Annotated in this window: 20 protein-coding genes; 10 read left to right on the top strand and 10 right to left on the bottom strand. The window is 39.4% G+C overall.

Translation table 11 applies throughout. The features are described 5' to 3' along the window. Positions 1–27 precede the first annotated feature (27 nt). The 3 genes from AC1MCB_RS03830 to AC1MCB_RS03820 form a co-directional block, all read right to left on the bottom strand. Positions 28–1,383, bottom strand: a complete 1,356-nt coding sequence (locus AC1MCB_RS03830) for a RagB/SusD family nutrient uptake outer membrane protein (protein WP_479967427.1) — start codon at positions 1,381–1,383, stop codon at positions 28–30. Between the two features lie 17 nt (positions 1,384–1,400). Next, complete coding sequence (locus AC1MCB_RS03825) at positions 1,401–4,577, bottom strand: SusC/RagA family TonB-linked outer membrane protein (protein WP_479967426.1); 3,177 nt, start codon at positions 4,575–4,577, stop codon at positions 1,401–1,403. 61 nt (positions 4,578–4,638) lie between these two features. Next, positions 4,639–6,435 (bottom strand): TlpA family protein disulfide reductase, encoded by a 1,797-nt coding sequence (locus tag AC1MCB_RS03820; protein WP_479967425.1) that lies wholly within the window; start codon positions 6,433–6,435, stop codon positions 4,639–4,641. 387 nt (positions 6,436–6,822) lie between these two features. Between AC1MCB_RS03820 and AC1MCB_RS03815 the strand changes: the two genes are divergently transcribed. The 4 genes from AC1MCB_RS03815 (at position 6,823) to AC1MCB_RS03800 (ending at position 12,464) form a co-directional block, all read left to right on the top strand. Next, on the top strand, positions 6,823–7,233 hold the full coding sequence (locus AC1MCB_RS03815) for a helix-turn-helix domain-containing protein (RefSeq protein WP_479967424.1): 411 nt from the start codon (positions 6,823–6,825) through the stop codon (positions 7,231–7,233). Positions 7,234–7,503: 270 nt separating this feature from the next. After that, positions 7,504–9,777 carry an AAA family ATPase gene (locus AC1MCB_RS03810; protein ID WP_479967423.1) on the top strand — a complete coding sequence of 758 codons (2,274 nt, stop codon included), beginning with the start codon at positions 7,504–7,506 and terminating at the stop codon, positions 9,775–9,777. Further along, the gene (locus tag AC1MCB_RS03805; RefSeq protein ID WP_479967422.1) at positions 9,777–10,844 is read left to right on the top strand and encodes a hypothetical protein; all 1,068 of its coding nucleotides are present in this window, start codon (positions 9,777–9,779) and stop codon (positions 10,842–10,844) included. The genes AC1MCB_RS03810 and AC1MCB_RS03805 overlap by 1 nt, the downstream gene beginning before the upstream one ends. Positions 10,845–11,279: 435 nt before the next feature. Continuing rightward, entirely contained in the window at positions 11,280–12,464 is a 1,185-nt protein-coding gene (locus AC1MCB_RS03800; protein ID WP_479967421.1) for a hypothetical protein, read from the top strand. Between the two features lie 45 nt (positions 12,465–12,509). On the opposite strand, the gene AC1MCB_RS03795 is transcribed toward AC1MCB_RS03800, so the two are convergent. Further along, the gene (locus AC1MCB_RS03795; RefSeq protein ID WP_479967420.1) at positions 12,510–12,902 is read right to left on the bottom strand and encodes a hypothetical protein; all 393 of its coding nucleotides are present in this window, start codon (positions 12,900–12,902) and stop codon (positions 12,510–12,512) included. 183 nt (positions 12,903–13,085) lie between these two features. Next, the gene (locus tag AC1MCB_RS03790; RefSeq protein WP_479967419.1) at positions 13,086–13,763 is read right to left on the bottom strand and encodes a DUF6904 family protein; all 678 of its coding nucleotides are present in this window, start codon (positions 13,761–13,763) and stop codon (positions 13,086–13,088) included. 137 nt (positions 13,764–13,900) lie between these two features. Between AC1MCB_RS03790 and AC1MCB_RS03785 the strand changes: the two genes are divergently transcribed. Then, positions 13,901–14,692 carry a hypothetical protein gene (locus AC1MCB_RS03785; RefSeq protein WP_479967418.1) on the top strand — a complete coding sequence of 264 codons (792 nt, stop codon included), beginning with the start codon at positions 13,901–13,903 and terminating at the stop codon, positions 14,690–14,692. Between the two features lie 63 nt (positions 14,693–14,755). Here the strand turns inward: AC1MCB_RS03785 and AC1MCB_RS03780 are convergent, their stop codons facing one another. Then, positions 14,756–16,519 (bottom strand): DUF6035 family protein, encoded by a 1,764-nt coding sequence (locus AC1MCB_RS03780; protein WP_479967417.1) that lies wholly within the window; start codon positions 16,517–16,519, stop codon positions 14,756–14,758. A gap of 8 nt (positions 16,520–16,527) precedes the next feature. Then, entirely contained in the window at positions 16,528–17,118 is a 591-nt protein-coding gene (locus AC1MCB_RS03775; RefSeq protein ID WP_479967416.1) for a hypothetical protein, read from the bottom strand. Positions 17,119–17,545: 427 nt separating this feature from the next. Here AC1MCB_RS03775 and AC1MCB_RS03770 point away from each other — a divergent pair, with 427 nt between their 5' ends. From AC1MCB_RS03770 to AC1MCB_RS03760, 3 genes are all read left to right on the top strand, one after another. After that, positions 17,546–18,673, top strand: coding sequence for an SIR2 family protein (locus tag AC1MCB_RS03770; protein WP_479967415.1), 1,128 nt, complete (start codon positions 17,546–17,548; stop codon positions 18,671–18,673). 146 nt (positions 18,674–18,819) lie between these two features. Then, positions 18,820–19,719 carry a hypothetical protein gene (locus AC1MCB_RS03765; RefSeq protein ID WP_479967414.1) on the top strand — a complete coding sequence of 300 codons (900 nt, stop codon included), beginning with the start codon at positions 18,820–18,822 and terminating at the stop codon, positions 19,717–19,719. A 35-nt stretch (positions 19,720–19,754) separates the two neighbouring features. Next, positions 19,755–20,756 carry a pentapeptide repeat-containing protein gene (locus AC1MCB_RS03760; protein ID WP_479967413.1) on the top strand — a complete coding sequence of 334 codons (1,002 nt, stop codon included), beginning with the start codon at positions 19,755–19,757 and terminating at the stop codon, positions 20,754–20,756. Between the two features lie 958 nt (positions 20,757–21,714). On the opposite strand, the gene AC1MCB_RS03755 is transcribed toward AC1MCB_RS03760, so the two are convergent. The 3 genes from AC1MCB_RS03755 to AC1MCB_RS03745 form a co-directional block, all read right to left on the bottom strand. Further along, complete coding sequence (locus tag AC1MCB_RS03755) at positions 21,715–22,704, bottom strand: lysozyme inhibitor LprI family protein (protein WP_479967412.1); 990 nt, start codon at positions 22,702–22,704, stop codon at positions 21,715–21,717. 207 nt (positions 22,705–22,911) lie between these two features. After that, the gene (locus AC1MCB_RS03750; RefSeq protein ID WP_479967411.1) at positions 22,912–23,316 is read right to left on the bottom strand and encodes a hypothetical protein; all 405 of its coding nucleotides are present in this window, start codon (positions 23,314–23,316) and stop codon (positions 22,912–22,914) included. Between the two features lie 414 nt (positions 23,317–23,730). Then, positions 23,731–25,053 (bottom strand): serine hydrolase domain-containing protein, encoded by a 1,323-nt coding sequence (locus tag AC1MCB_RS03745; protein ID WP_479967410.1) that lies wholly within the window; start codon positions 25,051–25,053, stop codon positions 23,731–23,733. 480 nt (positions 25,054–25,533) lie between these two features. Between AC1MCB_RS03745 and AC1MCB_RS03740 the strand changes: the two genes are divergently transcribed. Further along, positions 25,534–25,743: a hypothetical protein gene (locus tag AC1MCB_RS03740; protein ID WP_479967409.1), complete on the top strand. Its 210-nt coding sequence runs from the start codon at positions 25,534–25,536 to the stop codon at positions 25,741–25,743. 407 nt (positions 25,744–26,150) lie between these two features. Next, positions 26,151–26,735, top strand: coding sequence for a hypothetical protein (locus tag AC1MCB_RS03735; RefSeq protein WP_479967408.1), 585 nt, complete (start codon positions 26,151–26,153; stop codon positions 26,733–26,735). The last annotated feature ends 180 nt before the right edge of the window (positions 26,736–26,915 follow it).

Raw genomic sequence — 26,915 nt, 5'->3', positions numbered from 1 at the left:
GGCTCAAGGTTAGCCGGGCTTTTTTGTTTAGTTCTGCGCTAAGCCGCTCAAGCTGATTACCTTTATCGGAATCGGCATCGCGTAACGCGGGTCATTAGGAGCCAGGGTAAAGGTTTGGTTATTACTTTGCCTGCTAAGTGTCTTTTGGAACCTCTGTTCGCGATTTAATCGCTTTAAGTCACTCCAACGGATATTGCGGAAAGCCAGTTCCTTCCGGCGTTCTTCTAATATAATTCTAAGGACTGTTTCATCGTCTGAGCCGTCTACAGGGACGAATGTTCCAGTCTTCCATCGTTTATCTAGAAGGGTATTTAGCCTTTGTAAGGCTTCTGATGGATTTTGCTTTCTGGCATAGCATTCTGCAGCAATCAGGTACAACTCATCAGATGCCAGTCCGTTGAACCTGGCATTGGATCCAAAATAACTTCCCTTAAAGGTTACATCACCGGCTTTTGAACTGTAAAATACCGTCTTTCGAAGATCATCGTTTTGATATAAGCCGTATAACTCTGCACTAACGCGGCTATAAGCAGGAGTCGCACCGGTTAACGTGATCATATTTGTATGAAAGATCACTTCCTCATTGAATCGTTTGAACGGGAAGTTCGAGGTCGTTTGCAGGGAATTGTAGTCGATCAGCACCGGATTGGTTGACAAAGCTTCTTCCGCATGCTGAAGTGCCTGGTCATATTGCTGCATCGCCAGGTAAACCCGGGCCAGCAATCCGGCAGCCGCAATGGAGGAGGGCTGGGTTTTGTATGCGGTGCTCGAAGGCAGCAAAGATTTTGCTTCTTTCAGATCTGTTAGCAGGTGGTCATATGAATCTTGTACCGACGAGCGGCTTATCTTCTCATTGATATTGGAGCTTGATTTTAAAACGATACCCGGATCTGTTTTGGCAGTAGACGGATTGTAAGCGTTAGCGAAAGTTTGAAGCAGGTTATAGTAGGCATAGGCTCGGTGAAATAACGCGGCACCCCTCAGTTCTTTCCATTGCTTTGATCCGGCGGCCTGCTTTTGTTCTTCCAATCCGTCCAGAACCAGGTTGGCGTAAAAAACTGCCCGGTAGGATGCTGCCCAATCGTTTACGTCGCTGTCATTGAACAAGTCCTTTTCCCAGATGTAAGCGTTGGCGGAAGTTCGCTGCGCCTGCAGCAAAGTGGTCCATTGTGCATCCGGGATGTAAGTATCATCACTGGCGAGATCCCCGGCACCCGGGCTCCCCTGGTTCAATACCGAGACATGATCCAGCAGCAGTTCCAGCGTTTTCAGGTTATCGGATGGCACAGCCAGCTTTTCATCCGGTTTAACATCCAGGTATTCTTTGCAGGAGCTTAAAATCAAGCCCATAGCTATAAGGAGTATATATTTCAATGTTCTCATCTTGGTTTATTTAAAGGTTAGAAACTTGCTTTCAGGCCGAAAGCCATATTTGCCCCCGGTGGTGTGTAGGTGTAATCCGGATCAAGACCCAGCTTTGAAGACCGCCATAAAAAACCCGGATTACGGAGGTTGGCATAAATCTCCATCCCCTGAAGATTCAGTGTTTTAAGTTTCAGATCCCTGAACTGATAGGTCAGGTTGATATCCTGGAAACGGATATGATCACCCTTTTCGACCAGTGCCGAGGAAAAGAAATAAAAGTCGTCTCTAGCGTCATCGGCCGGATAAACCATCGAAGGGACCGAAGTATGCTTTTCATCGCCTGGCTTCTGCCATCTCTGCGCGAAATCGGCATGACCAACCCAACTGTTGTAAAGCCGGCCGTAGGAGATGGAAGGGCGCGTAAAATAATAGCCCAAACGGTAGCTGATGTTCACCAGCAAGGAAAGGTTTTTATAGGAAAAGGTGTTCCCAAGCAATCCAAACTTCGTTGGGTTGGCCGGACCATGATATTCCAGATCATCCACGGTTGAATTATAAACCAGGTCGCCGTAAGCCTTTGACTTTTCGCCGTTCAGGATGCCGATCGGATCGCCGGTTTCCGGATCCAGACCCGCCCATTTGTAGGTATAGATTCCCTGAACAGACCGGCCGACAACCGGCCTTATTCCAAGCCCGCCATTGGTATACAAATAAGAGGCTTTCGAAATCGCACCGTTATCTGTTACCTTGTCCCTATTAAAACTAAACAGGACCGTGCTATACCACTTAAAATCCTTATCCAAATTCCGCGTGTATAATGTGATATCAATACCCTCGGCCTGTATATCGGCCGTGTTCCGGCGGATGGTTCCGGAGATTACCCCCGACGTGGGATCCAATGCCTGATCGCCGATCAGATCACGCCCATTCTTCTGATAGTACTCTATGGTTCCGGTGAGAAAGCCATTGGCCGTTTTAAAATCAACTCCGGCATTCAGCATCCCGATCTTTTCCCAGCTCAGATCAGGGTTAGGATAAGTTCGCACAAACGCATAGGGCATATTGTTGATATTACCGCTGCTTTGAACGACAGTAGCCAATGCCGATAAATTTTTACTTAAGTTTCCACTATAACCGTACGTCAGCCTCAGCTTCAGGTAATCCAGATTCCGGTTGTTAAAGAATGTCTCGTTATGGGCATTCCAGCTCAATCCCGCCGACCATAAAGGCACACCTCTCTGGTTGCTGTTTACCCCAAACAGGTTAGAAGCATCCTTCCGGGCACTGGCAGATACGCTATAACGGTTATCGTAGGTATAGGCTCCGTTCGCATAAAAAGAAGTATAGCGGTTAAGCTGCTTGGTAAAATCATAATTGTAGGGAATGCCCTGGACGCTATTTGGATCTGTGTACAGGTTGTATTGCGTGATATAATCTACAGGCACACTGACCAGACCGCTAGGATTGTAACCATAGGTACGGAAGGTATTCCCCGTAGTGCTTATTTCACGGATCTCAGCACCTGTTATGGCAGAAAAGCTGTGTTTCAAAACCTCCCTTTGATATTTTATCTGCCCTCTGCCGGTGTGCGAACCGAATATGGATCGGCCCAGGTCCAGAATGCTGCCTTTTGGTAATGGGTGAGAAAGGGCGCCTGCGCCATCTACCTGGGTATACTGGTTGACCATATTGCGGGTGTAAAAAGAGTTTTCGCCAAACATTTCCGTAGTTTCCCGCCAGTTGCGATCATACTGATACAGAAGCTGAGCGGAGAAACTTTTACTGATCTCGTAGCCCGCATCCATGCTCAGCAACATCTCCTGCGCTCGCGAACCGGCCTCCATGTCCTGATAGTCGGTTAAAGGACGGTATTGCATATCGAGTAAGCCTGCCCCCTCTAATTGCGCGGCGAAAGTGCTACGGTAATGTCTCACGACCGGTAAAGCATGGCCTGCGTCATCTGCCAGGCGGGCGTAAGGATACAGGACACTACCATAACCTGTGGTGATGTCTGTAATGTCCGGTGCGCCCTTATCATTATTTAATAAACTATAACCGATAGAAGGCTGCAGTTTAAAACGGGAGTTCAGTTTATAAGCATGATCGGCGCGAAGGCTTAAGCGTGTATAGCGGTCACCCGAAGTGCCCTGGTTCCGGTCATAGCCGCCCGAATAGTAATAAGTTCCCCTTTCACTTCCACCCCGAAGATTAGCGGAATAAGCCTGATCCACACTGTTAGCAGAGAGATACCGGTTATAATCATCCCGGACATCGTGCTGTCTTAACTTGTTAATTTCGGCCTCAGCATCTGCATTGGTAATCGCACCGTCTCTTGCCGCAATCAGAAGCTCAACAACCGGCGAAAGTACCGGATGCGATAGATCTGCCTCCCTCGACTCATAAAATCCCTGCTGGAATAACGTTTTCTCAACATCAATAAAATCCGTGGATGTTATTGCGGGCAGATAAAAAAGATCCGGTTTCTGGCCAACGGTTACATTGGAATTGAAAGATAGCTGAGCAGGTCGGTTTGTACTTCCTTTTTTGGTCGTCATCACGATGACTCCGTTGGCGGCCCGAACTCCCCAAATAGAAGCAGCCGCCGCATCTTTCAGGATAGTAACCGTCTCTACGTCGTTAGGGTTGATACTGTTCAAATCGCCATCATAAGGAAAGTTGTTCAGCACGATCAGCGGCTGCTTATCCGCATAGATCGTACTTAACCCGCGAACACTGATATTCCGGTTATTCCGGACACGTTCATCAAATGAAACCGCATTGGAGACTCCTTTCAGCCTGCCAATCAGGTCGGCACTGGTGCTCTGGTTTATCGTTTTATTACTAATCACGGTAAAAGAGCCGGTAGCTCGTTCCTTCGGCAACTCGTAATACCCGGTCGATACGGTTACTTCGTCCAGCGTTTGACTGCCTCGTACCAGGGTGATCAGAAGTGATTTTGAAGAGCCTTTAACAGCAATGATCTGGTCCTGGTATCCCACAAACGATATTGTAAGCGTATCGCCGGGACCGTTAATGCGTAAAGAAAAACTTCCGTCCGGTTTAGTGATAGCTGCCGTTTTGCTTTTCCGTGCCGTGACAGATGCACCCGCCATCAGCAGCCGGTCTTCAGTGATCACTTTACCACGGATCACTTCCTGGGCGGACAATAAAGCCGGGAGGATTAAAAGAATGAAGAATAAAATGTGTTTCATAAAAATGTGATTTGAGAGGTGAGATATGAGATTTGAGACATAAATTTTCATCCGCAAGAAATTAATTTGGAATGGCTGGTGACAAGATCAGCATGGACAATTTTCGGGTTTCTTCTTTCATGGTTAGCCCGTAAACTGCCAGCGCTTTGTTCAAAGAATCAATATCCGTTAAACTCTTGCCCAGCTTTATATTTGTGGTGTAGCTGATGCCACTTTCATCAAAAACAGGGCGCATACCCGGCTGGGAATTCAAATGTTCGGTGAGCGTGGAGAGCCAATCATTTTTCAGGTACTTATCTTGTCCGTCAGTTTTAACCAAGTTGTTTTCCCGTTCGCCCACAGTTTCAGCGGGCCTTATTCTTTTATTCAAACTGACCAGTACCAGGCAAGACACTTCACGATCTTCTAGCCTGCCCTGAATATTAAAAAAACGCGTGAGGTCCTGCTGCATGGTCGGATAAAGTTCGGCCTGCCGTGCAATCGGAAGTACCATTTCATAGCACCAGGCTTTGCTCTGCTGCTCCTTGTACCAGTCTGTGATCTCATAATTTTTCCGTTCGAGTCTTTCAAATAAAACGCGGTTATCCCCCCAAACCAATAGTGGCACCTGCCAGGCCTTTTTATAAAGACCGATCAATCCCTGGTTCAATCCATACACGCGTACGGTAGCGCTGTCTTTGCGCGATCCCAGATGCCCTGGCAATCCTTGCTGATAACCAGTAATCATCGAGCGGTACTGGTATTGAGGAGCTCCTCCGTTTCCCTGATCAAACAGAGGTTTCCCTGCATCAAAATTAAGGTCGTCTACTTTGGGAGCCATGAATTTCACCTGCCCATTTTTTAGCAAGCCGCTAATATTGGCGGCCGTGAAATCATAGGCAGCCGTGGTTTGGATCAGTTTGCCGTCGGGGTTGATCCAGACCAGGTGTGGGACAGATAAATATGGAAACAAGGCTTGAAGGGCCTTATCATCGGTTGCGATTAAAGGCTTCCTGCTGCTTATTCCCGGGCGCTTTAACAAAAACTGGTTGATGAACGCGCCAGGTTGAGCGGTAATAAACAGAACCTGGAGCTTGTCGCCAAACTGTTTCTGCATCACCTCCGCTTTCTCAAACGACTCTAAGCAGGTTCCGCACCAGGTACTCCAAAAATCCAGCACCAGCAACTTCCCTTTAAAATCAGAGATCTTCGCTGTGGTGGCCTTGTAATTTATAACATTCTGAATGGTGATATCCGGCACCTTATCCCCTACCTTAAGTGCCTTCATTTCAGACTGCGCTTGCACCTTGCCTGATTGACCGCCCAGAATGAGGATCAGCACCAGCCCCGCTCGTAAACCGCGGTAAAGGACTTGCTTTAAGGTTTGGGCCGGTTTCTGTATAACCAGCTGCTGCACACTGCCATTCTCCAGCTCATATTGCTCCAGCTGCGCGGCATCATGATCGGCAAGGAAGAGGGCTTTCATAATCGCCTTCATCTTTTCGGGATGCTGATTACAATAGGGATTCTGACGGTACGAAGTGAATATATAATCGCTTACATTAAAGCGATCATCCTCATCTTCCCGCCAGCCACACAGAACACGGCCGTTTTCAGGATCATTATTGGTTTGCTCGCCGGGAGCTGCACTACCTGAAGGCGATTTATTTTGAAGCTTGCTCTGGTCTGCAAGCAGCTGCGTGGCCTGCATTTTTTCGGCTATGCGCTTACTATCTGCGGCTACTTTTTCGAGATCCATATTGAACGGATTTTTATTAAGCTTTTGTGGCTTCCTGCTACTTAAAAGCCGGTAATTGAATTTGACTATTGCGCTTATCAAAGGCCATAGCATGCCCCTTAAGCTATTTTTTGCTTTCATTTTCTTGGTTGGTTTGGTTAGAAATTGATTAGGTCACTCCCTGACTTTTGTCACCCTGAGCCGTCATCCTGAGCGGAGTCGAAGGACGATGGTGAAGGGCGAGATAGTGAAGCCAGCGTGAAATGTTAATAAGGCCGAAGGCAGGCAGGGATTAATAATCAATCAACTAAACGCTCCCCTGCCGCCAACAGCCTGATCATTAATCTGGCGGGCAAATGATTAAGGAAAAAAGAATGATTTGTAATATTTGCATGAAGGGAAGTTCGGCTTAAGTTGTAAAGTACCGAACCACAAATAGTTGTATTTAACAACCCATTAGAGGTTTTAAACAACCAATCTGAACTTGTATATTTATAATATATATTTGACGAATCAATTTTTATAGCTATGCCCGAAACCTCAACTCACATTGGAAAAAAAATCAGCCGCATTCGCGAGTTACGTGGCATGAAACAAGAAACACTTGCTGCAGAATTGGGTATTAGTCAGCAGGCGGTTTCCAAGATGGAGCAGAGTGAAGGGATCGAGGAGGAAGTATTAGAAAAGATTGCGAAGGTTTTAGGCGTTACAGCAGAAGCGATACATAGTTATAGCGATGAAGCTGTATTTAACTATTTCAACAACTTTAGCGATCATAGCGTCAACCAGGGGCCGATTGGCTCACACAATATTTGCAATTTCAATCCAATAGACAAGTTGATGGAGGCTTACGAAGAAAATCGGAAGCTTTATGAACGGTTGTTACAGAGTGAGCGGGAGAAGGTGGAGATGTTGAAGGCAAAACAAATTAGTCGGTAAAAGACTCATAATCTATTGGTTGATGGTTCGAGCCCAGGTGGGCGCACGTATAAGCTTTCCAAAAAGGAAGGCTTTATTTGTATCCAAGTAACTGGGGACACCGCCGAGCATCGCTTAAGACAGAATGGGTAAGCTACACGTCGACCTCAAAGAAAGACCACTGTGAATGAAATTGTCTGATAGCATTTGCTCTCAAAGTTGATTTCTATGGAATTATTTGTTTATCAGGAAAAACCAATTTAACGCGATTTATAAACCAACCAAATCATAATGGAATTCAAATTACTAGCTCTTCAAATTAATAAAAAAAGTTCCTACACAAAAAATCTTAAAGAAGGCGTTTTATACCAGTTTACTCAAGAGTTTGAATTTATTTACGATTCAGAGAAAAAAAGGAAAGACAAAAGGGGGCACCGCAGTTTAATTGAAATAAAGCATTTAAATAACTATCCGCACGACCTCTTTGATCTAAAAAGCGGCCATCAAGTTAACATGACGGCTATATTAGGTAAAAATGGCGCGGGAAAGAGCACTCTACTTGAATTGCTTTACCTCCTTATTTATTGTCTTTCTGAAAGAAAGGAATTACTTGGAGATCGTGATAACAATGTAAAACTGATTGAAAGAAAGCAGTTGGTTGAATATCATAAGCAATTAAATAAGAAAATCGACGACATTTTGGAAGAATCCCAAATGGAACTTTATTATAAATTTGACAACAACTTTTATCTCATATCGAATTCTGGAAAGCAAATTAATTTTTATGTATTGAACGATAGGAAATGGGAAATTAAAGAATTTGACCTTAGTAAGTTTTTTTATACCATCTGTGTCAATTATTCAGTGCATGGCCTTAACAGTAGTGGGAGTTATTTTTGGCTCAATGGTCTGTTTCATAAAAATGACGGGTATAAAACGCCCCTGGTTATTACTCCATTGAGAGAACAAGGCAATATAAATATTAACACAGAGCTTCATCTTGCACAGACCCGCATTTTGGCTAATTTAATCAGCGAATCATTTGAATCTCAAAATATTATTGATGATAAGATAGTTGCTGGGGTAGAATTTAAAATTGAGCCGGATAATATTGGTACAATCGGTCCTCTCTCAATCAATTTCATTTACAGAAATACCGAGAAGATAAACAAAGTGAATCTGATCGATTTATTTGAAACACTTATCACCAGTTATGATCCGGCTATCAAACCTAAACTAGAAAAAGTTTTAGAATTTCTCAAAGAAGATTTCTCCAAAGAAATTACGGACAAGGATAGCGCTTCCTCATTATTCGAATTTTCCTTTAATAATAAACGCCCGGTCAATCAGCAATTGATTCGTTGTTTATTGGCAAAGTATATCATCACAAAAATTGTAAAAATATGTATGAGGTATTCCGAGTATCGACAATTTACCGGTTTTTGGTCTTTTGAAGAAAATCATGTTGCTAATATTTTGCTTATAAACACAACTACAAAACTGACGCAAAAGCTCAAAGCAGATCAAACACATGTGACGTTAAAATTAAAGCAAGCAATTAACGCCTTTCTCTTTGAATATCTGGATAAAAATCAATGGTTGATAGAACGAAACCCTCAAAGCCCTGAACGAGCGATCTATACCACAAATTTAGATTTTGCCGACCTTCAACTTATGATCAAAGATGCATACTACAAATCTAAATACAAGAAAAGGTCAGTAACTCATTTTATACCTACCGGGTTTTTCGTGCCCACTATATTTGTGAAAGACGACGATGGAAAATATGCTTTTGGCCAGTTGAGTTCAGGAGAACAGCAAATGGTTCACTCCATTCATTCCATCCTTTATCATATTCTAAACCTTGATTCCCTCGCAGACTCCAAGCAACCCTATCATGCTGTTAATTTGGTTTTGGATGAAATTGAATTATACTATCATCCTGAATATCAAAGATTATTTGTTAAAAAGCTATTAGATAGTTTGTCCAAATTAAAGCTTAAATGTGTGGGGGGATTCAATGTTATATTTTCCACGCATTCCCCATTTATTCTTTCGGATATACCCCATCGTAATGTATTAAAGTTACGTAGTGGGATGCCGGAGCCTTTTGACGATGATGTCAAGACGTTCGGTTCGAATATTCATGAAATGTTAACGGATAGTTTTTTCCTTGATCAAAATCTAATAGGCGCATATGCAGAAGAAAAAATTCAGGAATGTTTGAAAATACTCCGATTGCTAGAGCTTGGTAGAGAAAGACTGAGATTGCAAAATTCACAAATAGTCGCTGATAAGGCAACTGTAATCTCTCGCATAAATGAGGAAATAAATAAGCTCGTTGTAAAAAAGGAAAAGTTCTCATATGAAAAAGAACACGAGTTAGAGGTCGAAACTCAGAAACTACACAAGACGATTAACATGATTGGAGAGCCCGTGGTCAAATATAAATTGCTTGAGATGTATGATGAAATTCTTGCAATTGAAGATAGGGTAAAAACAAAAGCAAAACGTGATATTCAAGAGATTATGGAGCGAACCGGAATTAGCAAGGAGGATTTATAGTGTTTTACTTAGATTTAAAGCTGGCTCATATAGCATCTGCCAAAGCGACTCATTTCGAAAAATTTAAGTGTTATGTGGCCCGTCGAATAGGCGATCCTCGATGTGCTTTACCCGCTGGAAAATGTAGTATTTGTTGTTCAACGTTAAAAACAATAACAACTTTAAACCCTAATGTAGTCGCATTTTTAAGAAATCCTAGCAACGTTGCTGATATCCTCAAGGGGAGCCCCACTGAAATGATGTTAGCTAATGATCGCTTTTGGATCTCTTTTTTTCCGAGTTATAATTATCAAAGTTGGAGGCCATATTTTAATAAAAAACATACACATTCGAGTTATACAGGCCTGTATAAAGCTCAGGCGTTATCGGTCTTTGCTATTATTGAAGACTTAAAAAAAGTATTAGATTACGACTGGTTCACGAATAAAAAAAACAAACACTATGATGCTTATAAATTATCTAAGAGCCTGGATAGAAATACTTGTACATATTGTAATAGGGCATATACTTCAACGGTGATTCTCAAAGCCAATGGTCAATGCATTACCAGACCAACATTAGACCATTGGTATCCAAAATCAGATTTTCCCTTACTTGCAGTTTCGTTTCAAAATCTTATTCCTTCCTGTTACTCATGCAATAGCTCAGTTAAGGGTACCGTTCGGCTTAATTTGAGTGACCACATACACCCATATGTGGATTCAACCCAAAATGAGGATTTCCAGTTTGGATATTTTTATTCGACAAAGCTAGATAGCTATAGAGTCTTTGTTCAAGATTCGCCCGGAAAAGGGACTAAATCAAGGGACACACTCACATCAATGTACGTTGATGAAATCTATAATGTACACCACAGAGAGCTTGATGAATTGCTGTCAATAAAGAAGAACTATTCCAAGTCCTATATTGCAACTATGCATAAACTTTTAAATCAGAGATTGACAAAAGGTGAAGTTTACCGTTTACTTTTCGGAGTTTATTACGAAAATAAAGATTTTCACAAAAGACCCTTGAGTAAATTTAAAAATGATATTTTAAGACAACTTGATATGCTTTCAGATATATAAAATTATAAGCAGTCAATTATATCCTAAAGCCTGAAATTATAGGAATATCATAGAAATTCCGGAGATGCTGCCCATTATCGGGCATGTTGTCCCTGAATTTGGGAATATCGCAGAGCAAGTTTAAAAGCCGATTCCCTTGAAAAAAGGAGGTAAAGCGCCTGTCTAGAGGCATTTGCTATTCTTTCCGGATAGTTTATCCGAAAAGTTCTGAAAACTTTTTTTTGCTAAAACCAAATCAATCTTTCGTCAATTTGTGAAGTTTCGAACTAATTTGCATTTGGGGGTGAGATACATCATGATTTAGTTTACAGTTAGTTAGTTTTCAAGTGGATTAACCGGTCAAATTTTGAATTCCATAAAATAGCTTCATGGACCCGATTTTGATTAATAATATATAATAGCGATTTTTCAAATACTCTATTACTAAAAAAAATAATGACCCGAGAAGAGTTCGTTAATGAAATCATTAATCCAAGAACTGAAAGTTCAAATACTGCTATTGCTATCCTTCAGATAGAAGACTCAGAGGAACTGAGTATACCATTAACCACAATTTTAAATTTGAACTTATCTAAAATTTCCGAAGAAGGTAAACTGGTGATTGATATCCTTGAAAACGATAAAGATTTTCCAAACAGAGCACATTACCAACAGCTAAAATGGAATATTTTAGCTCTGGTTAATGTCCAGGATGTTTTTTCCGGAAGAGTTTATCAAGGATATACTGAGCAAGCCTTTAGTGTTAAAAATTACTTTTATTATGAAGGGATTCAATTACTTCGGGAATATTTCTACGTAGGATTCAATAATTTTTTAAAATCATCGGATCATTTAGTAAGAACCATTTTAGAATTTAACATAAGACAATGTTATTTTCATTGGAAATGCGAAGAAACGAACTCTTTTAAATCTATAACAGAGTATTTAAACAGCCAAGTTTGTCCTAGTAATCAAGTGATGGTTAATCATTATTTGCCAAAAGATTCCTTTTGTAAACCGATCAAGGTAAATATTCAAAAAATGATTCAGGCACTGTCTAAAAGTTATTCCCACGCTTTTGATCCGGATCTTTCAAATAGAAGTAACGGTAGTCTCGAATTTGAATACAAAATGGAGTCCATACTATTTTGGTTGAATTTAAACTCAGTGTTACCGTCAATTTTGTGGTCATACTATGTGACCTATCCAATGCTCCTTCATCCTAAAAGCATAGTTATAAAATTTGGCTATAACTTAATGATGGGTGTTTACATATCTTATTATCATTTTTTCGCCATTAAACATTCTTTGAATGAAGATCTTCAGTCTTTTATTGATTACACGTATAAGAAACCGGAGGTAATAAATTTTAACGACTATTATGAAAGTTTGACAGAAAAAACAGTCGAGGAAATTAAAGATACTTGGATTGAGGAAAATATTCCATATCCTGAATCTGAATACGCCGGCTTACTTATCATTTTTGCGAAAATAAGGCTGATGAGAGAATTATTGGAAAACCATTTTAAGCTAGGAGATAAATCCGAAGATTCTGACGAAGCTGCAATGGATTATGACGCCTATTTATTAAAACATGGCAAATACAGCCATTGGAGGGATAACTATAGTAACATAAAATGATCATTATGCATTTAAAGCATTATATCAAAACTTCCTATAAGCAAATTATTCCGGTAACAACGTTAATTCGTAACTATCGATCCCCAAACCAAATTCAACCGCTGCTGCCTTAAAGCCACTGGTAAATTTCTCAACAATTTCTGTACTCCCTGTTGATGCGAAAATATTCGCCCATTCTTCGGGACTTTTTAGGCTAATATCGAAAAATGACATTTTTCCAGAACTCTCATCCTTATCAATATGAACATGACATATGAACCTTCCTAAAAAGGTTACCGCTTCCAATTTCGGTGCTGAATTCATCGGGAGTAAATGAATATTAATATTCTGTTGAGTTTCTTCGTCTAACAAGTTCCTGTTATAGTTAATCTTTTTCATATCAGTTGTTAAACCTGCTCCCAGGTAAATCTTGTCAACCCATAAATAGATTTTATCCATAGAGTTTATTTAATAGTGATAGGTGGCTAATGCTCTAAAGCTACGTACGGTTCATCATAAATCACACTTTAAATTTAATATTTTGGTTTATAATTAATCGTGGTTATAGGCCGCTAAAATTTGTGCTCTAGCACCTGTTACCTCCCGAGCGACGTATTCTAAACTTGCTACGCTATGCTACACTTACCATATTAGTTTATCGTAATCAATATGGTCATCGCTCAGTTCCAGATCCGAAACGTCACATTTCAATTTCTGAGCCTCCAATACTAGAAATGTGTTATAGCGATTGTATTCTTCTGTTCCATAAACAGCTCTTTTAAAAAGCTGTGTCAACTTTTTGAAAGCCGTTTTTCCGCCACCAAGCTCAAAATAATCGGCATTGATACTGCGCATGAACTGATACAAATGCAAGTTGGCTTGGTCTACTCCCCCCGAAAGGTAAGCGATTAGCGCATCAGCGCCTACTGCGTCAAAACTCCGCGCCGACTCTTCCAACCAATATTCCAATTGAAGCATTAGCCCCAGGTCCATTTTAGTACTTTCAAAAAAACGCATATTGAACCTGATCGCGTTCATCGCAAAAATGATGTGCACCCAGGAAAGCTTGCAGCCGAAGTGAGTTACAGCATCAGGCATAAAATGACTATACTCTCTGGTCAATCTACTGCCTTGGTAGGCCTTTCTGATTTCGTGGACAAAACCGCTGATAACCTGATCCCGACTGGCAAATCCTTTTTTGTCAGTAAAGCCGTCCCGGCTCCAGAATTTTCCGATCACCTCGTAAATAGTTCTCAGATCATCATAGGTACCCCATAACTCAGCACCAATTCCTTTTTTTGTCGGTATAAAATAAAACACGTATTATACATTAGAAAGCTAAACTATTAAAAACCTTATGATCCACCTCAAAGAAAATACAGGATGTTAACAAATAAATCCTGATGTCAGATAGGTGACGTATAGGCTTGTTAATTTTAGAAAATTAGCTAATCACAATGAACGTTAAAGGAAAAGAATATCAAGAACACGAAATCTTTAATGATTTAACAGTCTACAGCAGACTGTCTGGCTTAAATATGACCTGGATTACGCAGGGCGTTAATGGCCTGCTAAACATGGACACCTATGTTTTCAGCTCCATGCAGGGTACTTTGGAATCCATATCTGACATCTTGAAACGGGGACGAATGAATGATGGCTACTCTCTGTTAAGAAAATATTATGATTCTGCAATTATTAATATTTACTCTAATCTATATCTGGGTGACCACTTTTCGATTGATAATTTTGTTGTAGATAAGATCAATAACTGGGTAAAAGGAACAGAATCCATTCCGGGATTTGAAAAAATGTCCAAGTATATCATCAACTCAGAAAGGGTTGTAACCATTACCAAACTGATGTATTCAAATGGTGAATTTAAGGGCAGTCCTTTTGAACCGCTAAGAAAAAGATGCAATGATCACACACACTACCTTTATTACCAGACTTTGCTGCTGAACGACAATGAAGTTTACCTTAAGGACAGGATTCCGATTCTCGAAACTTTCCGTAGCGATTTGCAAGAAGTTTTCATTCTACACTTAGCTTACTTGTTCTATTTGAACGATCATTACATGATGTCAACAGACTATTTGGATAGCGTTGAAGTTGGACAAAAGCCTGATGTGGATTCAGAATACTGGGTGGCTCCCTTTATACAAGATATTTTTGACAGTATACTGAGCGTGTTTAGGCCAGACATCGTTGAAGCGATCAAACAAAATAGCAAAATGCAATTGTCCTAAGTTATCAAGCACTAATTATTATACGGATTACTACATTTATCATTTTAGGATAGAAACATAATATCACTCATCCACATAGAAATACTCACGAAGTCTATGTTTTAACGCTTTTATTTGACTGTTTTGAATTGCCAATTCGTGTTCCTTATCCGTATTTAATATTGCATTACGCACCAATTCAGAATCTGCACCTTCCATTTCGCTGGCGAAGTGGGTGTAAAGTTCCTGGTAAATAATTAGGTTGAACGACTGCTCAAATAGCTTATAATGGTCCTTTTCCACCGCCAACTGCACATCGACCTCCTTCAATTGTTGCGCATAAGCATTTAGATCAACATCCAAATCTGCCATGACCATAATATTCTTATTAAACTTTAATTGCTCCAATTGGTGGCTAACAATCCGATCAACCTTAGGTGTGCTAAAAAGGCTAACTTCCTGTCCTAGCTGGAAGCACCATAAAACTTTTTGGTGTTCCTGGATATATTCCCAATGCCTTATCTTATCCAAAACGCGGTATGATTTACCGGAAACGGTTTTTTTTTCTAACTGCGTAATATTCTGTACTCTTTTAAGTAGATCATAACGCGCCTCATTGAGTTGCTTCAAATTACCTATGAGTACCCTTAAATCCTCATGTAGCCTGATCATCGTCAGGTTAACCGGTGCTGGCACATACGGGCTTACAGGTGCAGATAGCTTCAGAAAAAGCTGCCTTGTTTCCTCCCTCAGCCCCTCGATCCGGTTATTTAGCGGTCCGCTTCGAAGAATTGAATCCTTACTATTTTTCTCAATCGCTTTAATTTCATCTTCAATCGCTTCTCTAATTTTTAGATGTTTCTTAAGATCTGCTTCCAAATCTCGCTTCTCGTATATTCTTTTTTGGCGAATTATTTGCTCTTCCCTCTCCCGCTTTAATTCACTTGCCAGATAAGCTTCAACATCTTTTTCCGCAGTGAGCTTACTTGTTAGAGAGTCAAAATAATAGACCTGGTAAGATGAAGGGTTAAACGTTAGTTCATCCAACGACACTTCAGTGAGACGCCATTTAGAACGGACTTGATGTTCATCTGCATAATACTCCAGGTAGTTGCATTTTAGCCGCAAATCATTATCAGCTAACGAGTGCCTGTATTCCTCAGGGCCAAACGTGAACGCATTATTATTATTTGTATAAATTATATCGGATTTAGTTAGCCTGCGAAAATCATCACTACTTTCAAACGAATGAAATACCCATAAAATAAAGATTTTTTGTTCTTTATAAAAATGCTGCCTTTTTGTAATCACATCGAGCCATGTAGTAGACAATTGTAGCTCTATTGCTATCCGGGAATTGTTAAAAACCGCATTAATATCCGGCTTTTTCCATTCTTTATCATCTAGGCTCCGGATCACCTTTTCTATGTTAACTTCAGAGACTTGCCCCTTCGACGATTTATTCCGGTTTAGTCCTTCTGCTATTTTGGCTTTAAGATCCTGGTGCAGGAAACTTTCTGGTGCACCCCGATATTTCATTCTGTCAATATCCTCACGCGAATGTTTCGAGGTTGTCTTGATAGGACAATCTTTACTATTATGCAGGTGAGCGAAATGGAAATTCCGACTTTTAGCGAAAACCTGGCTGCTTTTTCCCCCTAACATTCGTATGTGTTCCCCGCAGACTGAGCACACTATTAATTTTGCACGCAATCCCTGATTAGCACTATCAATTTCCGATCGAAGACGGATCAATTCGTCAAATGGCTTTTTGAAAAAATCCGAGGCTTGAATTAACTGGCCTGTCTGCAGGTCAAGAATTTCTTCTATAGTCCGTTTCGGTTCCATCTCCCTGATTAATACCTGAATATTTTATAAGCTTGCTTAACTTCCTTGGCCCCAAGGTTCATATACCTGTTAGGTCCATCCTGGGTCCATTTGAATCCTTCTAGTTCGAAAGCCTTTATAATGGTTTCATTACTGCAGTATTTGTAGGCACTGTATTTATCTTTTAAAACTATCCTGCTAACCGCCTCCAGTAAATGCTTAAGTCCATAAGAGCTGTGGCCTCGATAAATTGTTTTGCTCTTTGTTGGAAAAAGTATTTGAAGAGCCGTTCGTGCTTCTTCTACCGTAAAATGGTTTCGGTAATCCTTCAAGAATTCAAGCTGGAGGATCCCGCATATGAGTTTATCATCTTCATTCACCGACTGTGCCCGGCCTGCTTGGTTAAACCAAACAGGTATTTCGTTCATGATATCGTCTATCTGATATGCATCATAGTCCGGTTCCCATGCATCAATCAATGTGGTATGAATCAAATTACGCTTTTGGTCAAATACAGGTTTGCAAATGAAGCGTGGCTGCAGTGCGTGAATAATAAAGGGACCAATAGATTTTGTTTTGGTGGGATTACTCCATAGAAATTTCGGGTACTTGCGTGCCATATTATATTTTAACCAGTTTTTATGCAGGTGGTGCCCCTGTTCAAATGATCTGTAATCTACTATTATTATTTATGAATGGTTAGTGAATTTTGTGAACATTTCTTCGGATAAAATTTTGTCTGTTGACAATTAACATATTTGCTGGTTACGGCGAGTGTGGTAAAAGAATAAATCTTAGATCATAGGCTTCAGCCACTTACCGTTCACACAACAAAATCTACCGTTCACCCTTTTTATTACAAGTTAATTCTTTCATTAGATTTTAATAAGTACGTTTAATGAAGTAAGAATTAGCAAAAAAGCTGGATAGTTGTAAGAAGTTTTCTTGATTCAGAGGCTAATGAAGACGATGGGCTTAGGTTCTAGGAAAAGTGGGAAGGCTTTCCGTTTCATGGCTTTTCAGAGAGCAAATTGGATTTCATATTTAATGCAAAATAATACATCATTGTTTTTGTTTGGGAATGGCCTGTCAATGGCATTATCACCAGCGTTTTCCCTAAAAACGATTACAAAAAATTTCATTGACCGGTTAGAGGGTGACGAAAAGGAGTTTCTAACATCCATTTGTGGAGGGGTTGACACCTTGGACTTTGATGATTTTGAAGTTAATTTTTCAAAAATTGAAGAGGCATATATGAGTGTCACTAAGTATGATGAATTTATACAAAGTGAAGTAGGGCAAAATTTTTTAAAACGATTCTATTTAAATGATCCGGAATTAGTCAAACATAAAAAGATAATTAAGTCTATTTATGACAAATACATTCTTCAAATACTAGCCTTAATAATTGGAAACGTACGTAAGACTGACATACAAGAAAAACTACAAGGTTTTTCGGAGTTTTTGGGAAGAGAATTAAAAGCAGGAAAAAAGGGGTTTGTTTTTACTTTAAATTATGATCTGTTAGCGGAAACTATTCTGTTGGATGTGATAGGCACAAATGATTTCATTGATTTTTGTTGGCCGGCATATAAACTTAAAGGCACCGATATTGATAAATTTGATTTTGATCCGGCTTTGAATAGTCATAAGCATTTAGGCTCCAGTGACATTGAGCTTCATCATTTACATGGGTCACTTTCCTTATTCTACGACTACGAAAGAAATAAAGCAATAAAATTCAGGAGTGAGCAGATATTAGAAAATGATCTTTATAATACTATTGAAACGAACGGATATCCCCTTTATCCTGCAATAATAACTGGTGGCGGCAAGTCATTAAAAATGAATGAATACCCCTTTGATTATTATTACAGAAGTCTGAAAGATTACTGTACATATGCAAAATTTAATAAATTATACATTGTTGGATATAGTTTTAGGGATGAGCATATCAATCAATTAATAAAAAGATGGATCAAGTGTTTTACAGATTATGAAGATGGATTATTAATTGTTGATTATCAGCCCACAAAAGAAGGGCAGGATAATTTTGAGAAAATTGTAAAGAAGGCTCTTAAACTTCAAAAAAATATCCCACCTCAGTGCTTCGAATTTGGAGGTGCAAATAGTATTAAAGAAGTGTTAGGAGCAATGCAATTAAAAGATAATTAATGACTGTTTGAGGTTGCATTAGCCCTATCTTGATGAAGGTGAGAAAGGAAGTATACCACTATAAAAATGAATGGCTTATGGGCCTTTGCCTTTATGGAAAATTTAAAAATATTTAAGCCAGTAGCTGAAGAAAAAAAAGCACGTTTATGGAAATCAAGGAACTCATTGAAAGAATCCGGCAGTTAGATCTTAAGAAAGACCCAAAAGATGACGTTAGATTTCTCATGAATCATATGGGACGTATTGGCTTTATTCAGACTGTACTTCATCCAGGTCATATCATCGTAAGAGCAAGGCCAAATGAAGAAAACAATGTCTACTCTTTAAGAGCAGAACTTAGTTATAAGCCTCAGCAATACAATGACACCTATCAGCGTGCTAGCACCCCTCAACAAACGATGTTTTATGGCGGAATTATTCCACCAAATTCAGTTGATGACATCTCTGGCAACGCTCGTTTCGCTCCGGCTTTTGAAGCTTCACATCTAATTAGGGACGAAAAGAATGGCATCCAGACCCTAACTTTTTCGAAGTGGTTAGTTGTTAAAGATATTCCTCTTATCACTATTTGTTACCATGATGATTTTGTTGGAAAGCATGCTCATACCTTTAAGTTAAATGAAGCATACAATGATTTCCTGAGGAAAATGCCGGCCGACGTAACCAATAGATCTCTACAGATGACTACTTATTTGGCCGAGGAGTTCGCAAAAAAAATGACATGTACTGATCCTCACCAGCTTTATATGATTTCGGCAATTTTCACAGAATTTTCCTTGCACCCAACCAATGCTGGGATTTATTATCCCAGCGTTCAGACACACGGTTTAGGGTTTAATGTGGCTATCGCTCCTGAAACGGTAGATTCTTCGTTGAAATTGATAGGTGCAAGTGAATGTACCATCTATAAAAAAGGCAAAAACATCCTCGTTGACAATGAGACAACCTGTGATATTGACGACGATACTAAATCGTTTACGCTTAAACCCATAAAGTCAAAGTATCGCTTTGGAAAAGAGGAGTCAATGAAAAGAGTAGGTTTGTAAATTTTATCAGCAAAATTATGTCCAATCCACAACACTTGGAATTGCTTAAAGCTGGGAGAGAAACATGGAATTCGTGGAAGGACAAGGATATACTTATTCGACCTGATTTTAAGAATGCAAATTTAGATGGAATGGATCTGTCAGGATATCACCTTGACCAATCCGATTTCACTGAAGCCAGTATGCAGAACTGTAATCTTAATGATGCCTGGCTCTGCTGGTGTATTTTTATTCGGACAAAGCTTAATAACTCCACTATTATAAGTCCTGAAAGGGACAAGTTTAGCGGTGACCGACGCCTTTTGGGTGTTAATTTACGTTGGGCTTCATTTGCCGAAACTGATCTGGAAGGAGTGGATTTACGCGGGGCCATACTTGAAGCCGCATCTTTTCATAGTTGTAATTTTAAAGGTGCCAATATAAGTGAGGCGGATGTTTATGGAGTTTCCGCATGGGGAAATCTATTTGATGGAGATAGCAAGCAGGAGGATTTGGTGGTCTCGAAATTCAATGAAGACTTGATTACAATTGATAATTTGGAACTGGCTCAGTTTATTTATTTGCTGCTTAGAAGTGAGGGTGTGCGGTCAGCGATAAATACCTTGGTTACTAAGGTTGTTCTGATACTTGGGTCCTTTGCATTGGATGATTTGAAAATCCTGGAGAACATTAAAAGGAACCTGCGGCTGAACGACTACGTTCCCATGATCTATAATTTTGAAAAACTTCAAACACGGAACCATACGGAGACTGTCTCCACAATAGCCCATTTAGCAAATTTCATCGTTGCTGATCTAACCAATCCAAGAAGTATTCCTAATGAACTGGCTGCAATAGTACCTCGCTTAAGAAGTGTGCCTTTAATCCCAATTATTAGAGATGGACAAAAGCCATTTGGTATGTTTCAGGATTTTCAGGACTTACCCTGTGTTTCTTCGATAATACCATATGAAACGATAACACCAATTAGTGAACTCGTTAGCGAAATTATTAGAAGTGCCAAAAATGTAATGAATAGCATTCATAAAAAAGGCTGACCGATTAATTTCGATAATGAATCTCTCAGAAATCTTCAATACTCGGAAACTGGCATTATCATTTGGGGTATTGTTTTAACTTAGTCACGTAAAAATCAAAGGACGTTTATGACACTTCAACATTTACATCAAGCCATACAAGAATGCGACAATGGATTGCTTGAATTCAACGACGGGCACATTCGTGCATTCTTGTATGGCAAAAAGTGGCCTTTGTTAGCTTTTACTTTCTTATAAGCCTGTAAAACCATCACCTTGGTTATTGGCTGTGATTTTGTCTCATAATAATCAATCATCCCATTGCTGGTTGTAAATTGGTTTGAAACTAAACAAGCCTGGCCCTTCGCTCCCTTGCCGTTACGGCAACTTCTTCACTACTACGGCCAGGTCTGCCGCCGCTACCTCACATCATCCTTTTGCGCGTGCTTCCCCTTACGGTTACAGGGCGGTAACGACTTCACTTGTTCCTTAAAACGGCCTGTATGATATTCCTGCCAACTTAACCCCGGATGCCATGTAACCGGTAATCAGGTGACCGTTACACCTTGTCGTAAGCACAAACGTAACCACCTACTTTTGACATCAACTTGCCCTTTCGAGGCTTCAGCATTGGTTCACTTTCGTTCAGCTCTATCATACACACCTATAGAGGTCTTTGCCCCCGTTTTTCCTTATCGCTCACCACCAAAAACCGTTTCCGGATTTCGCAGCATAAGGTGGTTTGAAAACTACTCCTGAAAGTCGTCTCCGGAAGTCCAATCTCTTGTTTTTACCAAAAGGCTTCCATCAGTTTTAAAGCATTCATGCTTTTTGTTAATTAAGCTTGATTCAAGTCACACACGGTTAGGGCCTTGCGAAGAAGCGAATTTGAAAGCAGTGAACTGTCTGCCAGCACTAAACTAGATACGAGGCGGAAAACATCATTTAAGCCCTAAACCAGCTTTTTGGCCAACCCTTGTTACCTGCTGGCATATCTTCTTAAGTCAATTTCAAATTCAATTTTTAAGCTTTCAATTTTTTCTTTTGTTGTGGTACTCAAACTGCTGGAATAAAGTAATGGGTACATTGTTCCACCTTCCACGCCAGATGCGTCTAACTCGGCTTTTGTTTCTCTATAAATTTTCCATTGTGCCATAGTCTTGTCAAACAACTCAAGATTTAAATCAAAATCTGAATTATCATTTTTTGCTTCTTTAATTGCTGAGATTAAAATAGATAAATCATTCTCAAATTTTTCGAACTCATTAGAAGCGTGAATATTCATTTCGGTTTGAGTTTCTGGTGCATTAGGATAAATCAAGTCCAATATATAGTCGTTAGTTTGATTAAGGAAAATTTTAGCGTTATTAAAACATCTTAAAATTTCTTCTTTGTCTATGCGTAAATTTGATGCAAACTCGTGGCAAAAGATGTGTCTTAGTTCAAAAGTCCGTTTAATGTCAGCTATTATTTGGCCGCCATTTTCAATGAACTGTGTTGAGTTATCATCAAGGCTCTCAAAAATACTTTCTCGTTTAAATTCTTTGATTTGGTCTAAGAAGTCAATGTCGCATAAAGTAGAAAGGTTTGTGTTTATATCATCAAAGTTGTTGCAGGGAAGTATATGGGAAATAAATTCTCCAACAGTTACTGTCTTCGTCTGAATAGCGTTAATGATGTCAAAATCAAATTTCACATTCTTTGATTGGTTAAATTTAATTGCATTGTCGCTGAACGGTTTTCCAAAGTCAATTAGTTCTTTATAAACCGAACGAAAAAACGCTTCAAAACAGGCAACTGTGGCAATTGGAATATATTTTACCAGTTCTTTGTCAAAGTCACCATTATAATTTAGACTTTCATTAAAAGCATATTCTATGTCGTTAAGTCGACTACTGTAGTCGTGTCGGGAGTTAAATTCGGAACGTGATTTTATAGCTATTATTTCGTTAATTATATTCCGTTTCATTTAGTTCATTTGTTATATAGTGGTCGTCCGAAATGCTTGCAGGTAACTAGTCGATATACGCATCTGATAGCGTATACATTCCATTTAGGTTAGTTAACATACGTTTTATTTTATTATGAAGCCTTCAATGCCTGGGTTAAATACAAAGGTAGTAGGTCATTCCATAATTGATATGCACTCTGCAATGGCATGAAATACCCTGTAGGGCTATAAATAGTTTACCGATGGATCATCCTTACGTGCGTCTTCATTAAACTCAATCATCGCTCGACAGAGATCTTCCTTGTAACCCATTCTAAGAGCTACTTTGAAATCTTCTATTGCCTCATTATGGAAGAGTAATTGCGTCTCACACACGGCTCGCTCATAAAAAAAAGGTGGCATCGTTGTATCTTGCGCAATAAGAGTGTCTAATTTCAATTTAGCAGTTAGATACTGTTTCGCAGTAATTAGACTATCAACTGATTGTAGTTGCTCAACATATTTGACTGATACCGAGGTCAGTTCGCTTACTAATTTGGCTTCCTGTCCTGGTTGACTATTTAGATTGCAGGAGAGAAGGCTCATGGCGGTTAAACTAAGAACACCTCTATTCAAATAGTTTTTTAGCATCGCTGAATATAAATAATATAAAATTAGAAAGTCTAAATCTTAAACTTGATCTTGCTGCCCCACCCATCTTAAATTCCCGAACTATATTTTCCAGTCGGGCTCCATCCAGCTCATCGGTATAGACAAAATTCCACCTGTCCTCCCCCATCTTCCAAAACGATTTGGCATATGATCGAGGGTGGAATAATTTCTCATTATAAAGCTATCGAGGGTAATTACTTGATTAAAAGGGTGAACTGTGGGGATTATTGAGGGAACGGTAGGCAAATGTGCAAATGAGGAAATGTGCAAATGAAGGAAGGGGGAACAATGTGCAAATGGTGATTTGCGATGGGGGAACTTTTTTATCTTTCAATGGGATTTCAGACACGGTTTCGGTAACAGACCAATAGTCGTCATTGCGCCAAAAGGTATCTAATTTGCTTTTTTTAGATAGTAAATATTGTCTGTCTCTTTTATCTGTAATTCACCTTTCTCAGGATAGAACTGAAAAAAATAGCCACCTGATGTATTCATAAAATAGTTTTTACTTATTGGCTGTAATTTAAAAATCTTACCACCAGTCTCTAATTCCAGTTGTGTTCCATTTTTCTTGCAAATTACTTTGAGTTGCTGCGAATTATATCGACCTATAAATCTATCTAAGGTGTTGTATTCTGAAACTTCAGTTTTTGCGAAAGGCACGTCGAACGGCTCGTTAAAACAAATCTGTAGTACGCCCTCTATAATGTCCGTCCGAGGATAATTAATACCATTTGTGCAATAGGCAATTGAGAGCCTCTCATGAGGGTAATGCCAGAGTGCAGAGTAGAATTCTTCTATCCTTCCATTATGTCCAAAACTTGGTTTTGAACCATACTTCTCAGCAAATAATCCCATTCCGTATTCGTCAATCAAAGTCTTCATAAGCATAACATTCTTTCGGCTGACAAGCTTATAAGCAAATAAATTATCGATAAACTTGACCAAATCAGTCGGGGTGGAAACAATTGAGCCTGCGCCACCATGTATATTTAGATGGGTTTCTTTTTCACTTTTCCAAGAGCTGTCAGAATATTTGTAAGATGCACTTTCATCTTTCCTTGCATCCATGGATTTTCCGTAATAGGTGTCCCGCAGTCCAATCGCGGATGTTATCCTTTTTTTCAAAGCATCCTCGTAGGACATTTTACAAACACTCTCAATTATGTAGCCTAACAGCAAATAATTAGAACTTGAATAATCCGCTTTGGCATCAGGCTCAAAGTCTATTCTTTTTTCTTGTATAATCTTTAATAAATCATCGTGTGTTTTAGGTTGGTCCATCCATTCCCTAAAATTGGTGTCTTTGGTGTAATCGTGTATCCCACTTCTATGATAAAGCATCTGGCGGATTGTAATTTTATCAGAGTTAAGAAGATTAGGATAAAAAGCGCTTAGTTTTTGATCGAGGCTGATTTTACCTTCTTCTACAAGCTGTAAAATCAGAACCGCAGTAAAGATTTTCGAGACCGACCCTATTCTATACTTTGTATTGACATCTGCTTTTATTTTTTTACTGCCATCGATGTAAGAGTAACCAAGTGCCTTTTGATATTGAACATTCCCATCTATTGAAATGGTCAGACTGCCCATTGCTAATTCTCGAGACGACAGAGAATTGATGAAACTGTCTAATTTTGCGACGTTCAGGGTTTGTCCTAATGAGGTTAAACTTAAAAAGGAGAGAACTAGGATTACAGCAGTTATTCTATTCATTTATGATTAAGGTTAGTCTAGGTTATTGTACTTGCAGGTAACTAGTGGTTATATGCTGTTGATAGCGTATATATTTCACTTAGGTCAGCTAACATACCTTTTATTTTAAATATGAAGGCCTTCGATACCCGGATACATGCAAAAGCAGTAGGTCAAGAATCTCTATTTTAGTTTTGCTACCCTACCTATCTTAAATTCCCGGAATATATTTTCCAGTCGGGCTCCGTACAGCTCATCGGTATAGACAAAATTCCACCTTTCCTCCCCCCATCTTCCAAACCGATTTTGCATATGATGCGAGGGTGGAATAATTCTTCAATATAAAACTATCGAGGGTAATCACTTGATTAAAAGGGTGAACGGTAGGAATTATTGAGGGAACGGTAAAATTGATGTGCAAATGTGCGGATGAGTATATGTGCAGATGAAGGAAAGCCTTTTGTGTTTGCTAAAAAACTTAGTATCGCTTACCTTTGATCCATGACAGTTATCCGCATAAGGTATCAGGGGGGAATTTATACAAGAACGGTGACACGAAATTATAAGGGCTGGTATATTATGAACAGTAAAGGAAGAGAATACTGGTTCCGGAGGGATGAAAACGGATGGAACTTAATAAACGGGATATCATTACCTGAGAACTTTATGAGTCAGATAGCTGAGCAGTTGGAGATGCTGGAAGGGCGGTAACTGTGAGGCAGCTTACTGAGAAGCATCTCTTCATATATTTCGATTATCGCTTTTTGCAGTTCCACTACCTGAGTTTCGGAAACCTCAACGGCCTAATATTATATAATCAAAGGGAAGAAAGAAGTAGCAAAGTGTATTTCCTGTGCCTAATCACATCAAGTAGATCTTAGCCCTGCTAAATATACCATGGCAAGCAGACTATATTGACCCGATGTATGAAATTAGAAATCCAGTTGTGGAAATATTTGGATAATCTCCACAATTCATCTAAAAGATAACTATTCATAAACGGCCTGTGAGTAGAAATTATCATATCTTTAATAGTCTTTCTAAAGCTATAACAAGTATGTGCGCCGTCCCTGCGCCGGTACCCTAGTTAGCTGCAACTTCAAAATAGAATTTCAACGATGACAGAAGACTACCGTGACTCTTTACAATCTGCAATTAGCATAAGACAAGAGGAGTTAAATCGAGTTGCAACGATTCTTGCAAATAATGCACAAACGTTCAGTTACAGATGGACAAGTTCCAAAGTCGCTGTGATAGCTCTTGGAGCATTGGCAGCGACTAAAGGAACTTTTGACAAAATGCTAACGGCGGACCATGAGTTTAATCTTATTTTTTTTACTTGTATTGGGCTTTTTGTTGCGATTATTACTGGACTTGAGACAACATTTAAGTATGAAAGCAAAACGATTGAGTTAAAGATATTAGCAGCTGAATGTCATTCAACAGCCCGCCAAATTGATACCCTATGGTTTCAAAAAATTAGTTTAGCACCAAATGACTCTGACTATAAGACAGAGGCAAAGCAATTACTGGAAATCCAAGACAACAAATTAGCTGACATACAAACAAGAGCAACGAAGATTGGCATCAATCTGACTTTTCAGATAAAAACAAATGCACAATTGGCAAATAATCTAAAAAGTAGTAATAATGATGATCACGATGACAAAGGCTCAGATTCAAAGCATCTATATAATGTTTAAAGTAACTATTAAATTTGTCGCCAATTCTTAATCGATTCTGAGCTTCAAGCCATACACGCGGTATCTCTTTCGGAAGTACTGTTCTGATGATAAAGTTATCAATCGATATGTCTTTCTGCATATTATCCGACTTCGCTTTCAGATTACAAATTTTCACGAGTTAAGGATAGCGTTTAAAAC

Source organism: Daejeonella sp. AP26, from assembly GCF_056680515.1.
This window is presented reverse-complemented; position numbering and strand designations above follow the sequence as displayed.

Bases quoted from the DNA above. Each gene is read 5' to 3' on its own strand.
- AC1MCB_RS03830 (WP_479967427.1), bottom strand. From the start codon at position 1,383: ATGAGAACATTGAAATATATACTCCTTATAGCTATGGGCTTGATTTTA.
- AC1MCB_RS03825 (WP_479967426.1), bottom strand. From the start codon at position 4,577: ATGAAACACATTTTATTCTTCATTCTTTTAATCCTCCCGGCTTTATTG.
- AC1MCB_RS03820 (WP_479967425.1), bottom strand. From the start codon at position 6,435: ATGAAAGCAAAAAATAGCTTAAGGGGCATGCTATGGCCTTTGATAAGC.
- AC1MCB_RS03815 (WP_479967424.1), top strand. From the start codon at position 6,823: ATGCCCGAAACCTCAACTCACATTGGAAAAAAAATCAGCCGCATTCGC.
- AC1MCB_RS03810 (WP_479967423.1), top strand. From the start codon at position 7,504: ATGGAATTCAAATTACTAGCTCTTCAAATTAATAAAAAAAGTTCCTAC.
- AC1MCB_RS03800 (WP_479967421.1), top strand. From the start codon at position 11,280: ATGACCCGAGAAGAGTTCGTTAATGAAATCATTAATCCAAGAACTGAA.
- AC1MCB_RS03795 (WP_479967420.1), bottom strand. From the start codon at position 12,902: ATGGATAAAATCTATTTATGGGTTGACAAGATTTACCTGGGAGCAGGT.
- AC1MCB_RS03785 (WP_479967418.1), top strand. From the start codon at position 13,901: ATGAACGTTAAAGGAAAAGAATATCAAGAACACGAAATCTTTAATGAT.
- AC1MCB_RS03780 (WP_479967417.1), bottom strand. From the start codon at position 16,519: ATGGAACCGAAACGGACTATAGAAGAAATTCTTGACCTGCAGACAGGC.
- AC1MCB_RS03775 (WP_479967416.1), bottom strand. From the start codon at position 17,118: ATGGCACGCAAGTACCCGAAATTTCTATGGAGTAATCCCACCAAAACA.
- AC1MCB_RS03770 (WP_479967415.1), top strand. From the start codon at position 17,546: ATGCAAAATAATACATCATTGTTTTTGTTTGGGAATGGCCTGTCAATG.
- AC1MCB_RS03765 (WP_479967414.1), top strand. From the start codon at position 18,820: ATGGAAATCAAGGAACTCATTGAAAGAATCCGGCAGTTAGATCTTAAG.
- AC1MCB_RS03755 (WP_479967412.1), bottom strand. From the start codon at position 22,704: ATGAAACGGAATATAATTAACGAAATAATAGCTATAAAATCACGTTCC.
- AC1MCB_RS03750 (WP_479967411.1), bottom strand. From the start codon at position 23,316: ATGCTAAAAAACTATTTGAATAGAGGTGTTCTTAGTTTAACCGCCATG.
- AC1MCB_RS03745 (WP_479967410.1), bottom strand. From the start codon at position 25,053: ATGAATAGAATAACTGCTGTAATCCTAGTTCTCTCCTTTTTAAGTTTA.
- AC1MCB_RS03740 (WP_479967409.1), top strand. From the start codon at position 25,534: ATGACAGTTATCCGCATAAGGTATCAGGGGGGAATTTATACAAGAACG.
- AC1MCB_RS03735 (WP_479967408.1), top strand. From the start codon at position 26,151: ATGACAGAAGACTACCGTGACTCTTTACAATCTGCAATTAGCATAAGA.